Below are 3,622 nucleotides of genomic sequence, written 5' to 3'. Positions count from 1 at the left end.
CGGCGTCTTTCGCACGCACTCCGATGCGCCGCGCGTCCTGATCGCCAATTCCAACATCGTGCCGCACTGGGCGACGCTCGACTATTTCAACGAGCTCGATCGCAAGGGCCTGATGATGTACGGCCAGATGACGGCCGGCTCGTGGATCTATATCGGCTCGCAGGGCATCGTGCAGGGCACCTACGAGACCTTCGTCGAGGTCGGCCGCCGGCACTATAACGGCGATCTGTCGGGCCGCTGGATCCTGACCGCCGGTCTCGGCGGCATGGGCGGCGCACAGCCCCTCGCCGCCACCATGGCCGGCGCATCGATGCTGGCGATCGAATGCCAGCCTTCGCGCATCGAGATGCGGCTGCGGACCGGCTATGTCGACATGCAGGCGAAGGACCTCGACGAGGCGCTGACCATCATCGAGCGTGCCGGCAAGGAGAAGAAAGCCGTTTCGGTCGCCGTGCTCGGCAATGCCGCGGAGATGTATCCGGAACTGGTGCGGCGCGGCGTGAAGCCGGATGCCGTCACCGACCAGACCTCGGCGCACGACCCGATCAACGGCTATCTGCCGGCGGGATGGACGCTCGCCGAATGGGCCGAGAAGCGCGAGCGCGATCCGAAGGCAGTCGAACAGGCCGCGAAGGAAAGCATGGCCGTGCATGTGCGCGCGATGCTGGATTTCCACAAGCAGGGCATCCCGACGCTCGATTACGGCAACAACATCCGCCAGCGCGCCTTCGACATGGGCGTGAAGGATGCGTTCGATTTTCCGGGCTTTGTGCCGGCCTATATCCGTCCGCTGTTCTGCCGCGGTGTCGGCCCGTTCCGCTGGGCCGCGCTCTCGGGCGATCCGGAGGATATCTACAAGACCGACGCCAAGGTGAAGGAGCTGATGCCGCACGACAAGCACCTGCACCACTGGCTCGACATGGCGCGGCAACGCATTCACTTCCAGGGTCTGCCGGCGCGCATCTGCTGGGTGGGTCTCGGCGACCGGCATCGCATCGGCCTTGCATTCAACGAGATGGTTGCGAAAGGCGAACTGAAAGCGCCGGTCGTGATCGGGCGCGATCATCTCGATTCCGGCTCGGTCGCCTCGCCCAATCGCGAGACCGAAGCGATGAAGGATGGTTCCGACGCCGTGTCGGACTGGCCGCTGCTCAACGCGCTTCTGAATTGCGCCAGCGGCGCGACCTGGGTGTCGATCCATCACGGCGGCGGCGTCGGCATCGGATATTCGCAGCACGCCGGCATGGTGATCGTGTGCGACGGCACGCCGGAAGCGGGCAAGCGCGTGGAGCGCGTGCTCTGGAACGATCCGGCAACCGGCGTGATGCGCCACGCCGATGCCGGCTATGACGAGGCGATCGACTGGGCGAAAAAGCAGGGGCTCAATTTACCGAGCCTTTAAGGCGGGGCTGGCAGACCTGATTCCGCCTAATGGGCCCGCGCAGTGAGAGCCATCCCGTGACCGAAGACCTCCCCTCCCGCATCCCGGATACCGCGCCAGAGCGCACCGCCATGATTGGCGGCATTCCCGTGACCGTTGCCGCGTTATTGGCAATAGCCATGATCCTGCTGGCGCTGATCGGCGCCGGCGCAACGCTCGCGAATGTGTCGTGGGCCGAGAAATACTGGCTCTGGCTCGTGCCGGCCTTCGGAATCATCTGCACGGTCGCGGCCTGGATGCGGACCGGCAGGCTGGACAGCACCGTCCTCCGGCAAGTGCTGCACTGGCTTGCGGTGGGTGTCACGATCGCGATCGATTTCAGCTTCTTCCGACGGACCGGCGAACAGACCACCATCACCACCAGCCTGAACTCACTCCTGTTCCTGGCGCTCGGCTGCCTGCTTGCGGGCATTCATCTGGAATGGAGTTTTGCGCTGGTCGGTCTCCTGCTGCTCGCAACCGCATTCGTCGTTGCCATCGCGCAGGAATACATGGCGCTGGTGTTCGTAACCGGCGCGATTCTGATCGCGCTGCTTCTGATCGGACATCGCGTTGTAAAAAGGTGGACGGCGTAAGGCACCTCGCAGTTGCAGCACTGCTCTTCGAGACAGCCGCGCCTGCGCGGGGCGACCACCAGCGTCAATGCGCTTCCGCCGCAAGCACGGCCTCGGCGCGGATTTCTTCCGTCAGCCGCGCTTTCAATTCCGAAAATTCCGGGCTGGTCTTGATCGTGTAGTGTCGCGGATGCGGCAGCGTCACCTGCAGATCCGCCTTGATGCGGCCTGGCCGCGCCGACATCACCAGCACGCGCGAAGCAAGGAAGATCGATTCCTCGATATCGTGCGTGACGAACAGCACGGTTTTGCGTTCGCGCTCCCAGATGCCGAGCAGAAGCTCCTGCATCAGTGCACGGGTCTGGTTGTCGAGCGCGCCGAACGGCTCGTCGAGCAGAAGAATTTCGGGACCGTTTGCGAGCGCGCGCGCGATCGCGGTGCGTTGCTGCATACCGCCGGACAGCTGCTTGGGATAATGCCGCGCGAAACTCTGCAGACCGACCCGCTCCAGCCATTGCGCAACGATGGCGTTGCGCTCACCGACCGGCACGCCCTTTTCGCGCAGGCCGAACGCCACGTTTTCCGCGATCGTGAGCCAGGGAAACAGCGTGTAGGACTGGAACACCATGCCGCGGTCAGGCCCTGGCCGCGTCACCGGATGACCGTCGAGCAGGATCTTGCCGGTGGTCGGCGTATCGAGGCCGGCAACGAGGCGCAGCAACGTGGACTTGCCGCAGCCGGACGGCCCGAGGATCGTGACGAAGTCGTTGTCGGCGATATTCAGATTGGTCGGCTCGAGCGCGCGCGTCGGCGGCCCGCCATGCAGGCCGGGAAAGACGCGAGACACATTTTCGATGCGGAGCTTGGTCATGCGTTAAGCCCGCTGGTCTTATCCCTCCCCCTTTTAGGGGGAGGTGAAAGAAAGAGAGACGGCGCAAACCCCGCGGTCAGAAAACAACTCGCCGTCATATCTGGCTCCAGGGGAAGAGCTTGCGGTTCGCCGCCTTGAACAGATAGTCCGAGATCAGGCCGATGATGCCGATCACGATGATGCCGAAAATCATCTGACCGGTCGCGAGTAGAGCCTGGCTGTCGATGATCATGTGTCCGATGCCCGATGACGAGCCGATCAGTTCGGCGACGATGACGTAGGTCCAGGCCCAGCCGAGGACGAGCCGCAGGATTTCCGCGATGTCGGGGGCGGAGGAGGGAATCAGGACGCGCGCGAGGATGCCGCGGTCGCGCGCGCCGAGGGTCAGCGCCGCCTCGACCAGATCGCGGCGGGTGCTTGCGACCGAGACCGCGACCATCAGGATGATCTGGAAAACCGAGCCAATGAAGATGACGAGCAGCTTCTGCAATTCGCCGATGCCGGCCCACAGGATGAGCAGCGGAATGAAAGCGGACGCCGGAAGATAGCGCGCGAACGATACGAAGGGCTCGAGGAAGGCTTCGATGGGCTTGTAGGCGCCCATCAAGATTCCCAGCGGGACGGCGACGATCGCCGCGAGCGTGAAACCGCCGAGCACGCGCCAGATCGTCACGCCGATGTCGAATGAGAAATTATGCTTGCTCAGCAGATACCACCCGTCCTGCACCATGGTGAGCGGGCTTGCGAGGAAGGTGG

General features: G+C 63.9%; 4 protein-coding genes. 2 read left to right on the top strand and 2 right to left on the bottom strand.

Annotation, left to right across the window (positions count from 1 at the left end):
- Together hutU and VNZ93_RS10925 are read left to right on the top strand one after the other, a co-directional pair.
- Positions 1–1,402, top strand: a 1,402-nt coding sequence (hutU, locus tag VNZ93_RS10930) for a urocanate hydratase (protein WP_325704249.1), incomplete at its 5' end; no start/stop codon positions are given.
- Positions 1,403–1,458: 56 nt separating this feature from the next.
- Complete coding sequence (locus VNZ93_RS10925; protein ID WP_325704246.1) at positions 1,459–2,016, top strand: hypothetical protein; 558 nt, start codon at positions 1,459–1,461, stop codon at positions 2,014–2,016.
- Positions 2,017–2,080: 64 nt separating this feature from the next.
- On the opposite strand, the gene VNZ93_RS10920 is transcribed toward VNZ93_RS10925, so the two are convergent.
- Both VNZ93_RS10920 and VNZ93_RS10915 read right to left on the bottom strand, forming a co-directional pair.
- The gene (locus VNZ93_RS10920; RefSeq protein WP_325704243.1) at positions 2,081–2,866 is read right to left on the bottom strand and encodes an ABC transporter ATP-binding protein; all 786 of its coding nucleotides are present in this window, start codon (positions 2,864–2,866) and stop codon (positions 2,081–2,083) included.
- 94 nt (positions 2,867–2,960) lie between these two features.
- The coding region (locus tag VNZ93_RS10915) for an ABC transporter permease (RefSeq protein ID WP_325704240.1) at positions 2,961–3,622 on the bottom strand (662 nt) is incomplete at its 5' end.

It is taken from the genome of Pseudorhodoplanes sp. (assembly GCF_035565795.1).
Lineage (GTDB): Bacteria > Pseudomonadota > Alphaproteobacteria > Rhizobiales > Xanthobacteraceae > Pseudorhodoplanes.
The sequence above is the reverse complement of the archived record's forward strand: the minus strand, read 5'-3'. Positions and strand labels throughout refer to the sequence as shown.

Excerpts from the sequence above, each read along its gene's own strand:
- VNZ93_RS10920 (WP_325704243.1), bottom strand. The coding sequence starts at position 2,866 with ATGACCAAGCTCCGCATCGAAAATGTGTCTCGCGTCTTTCCCGGCCTG.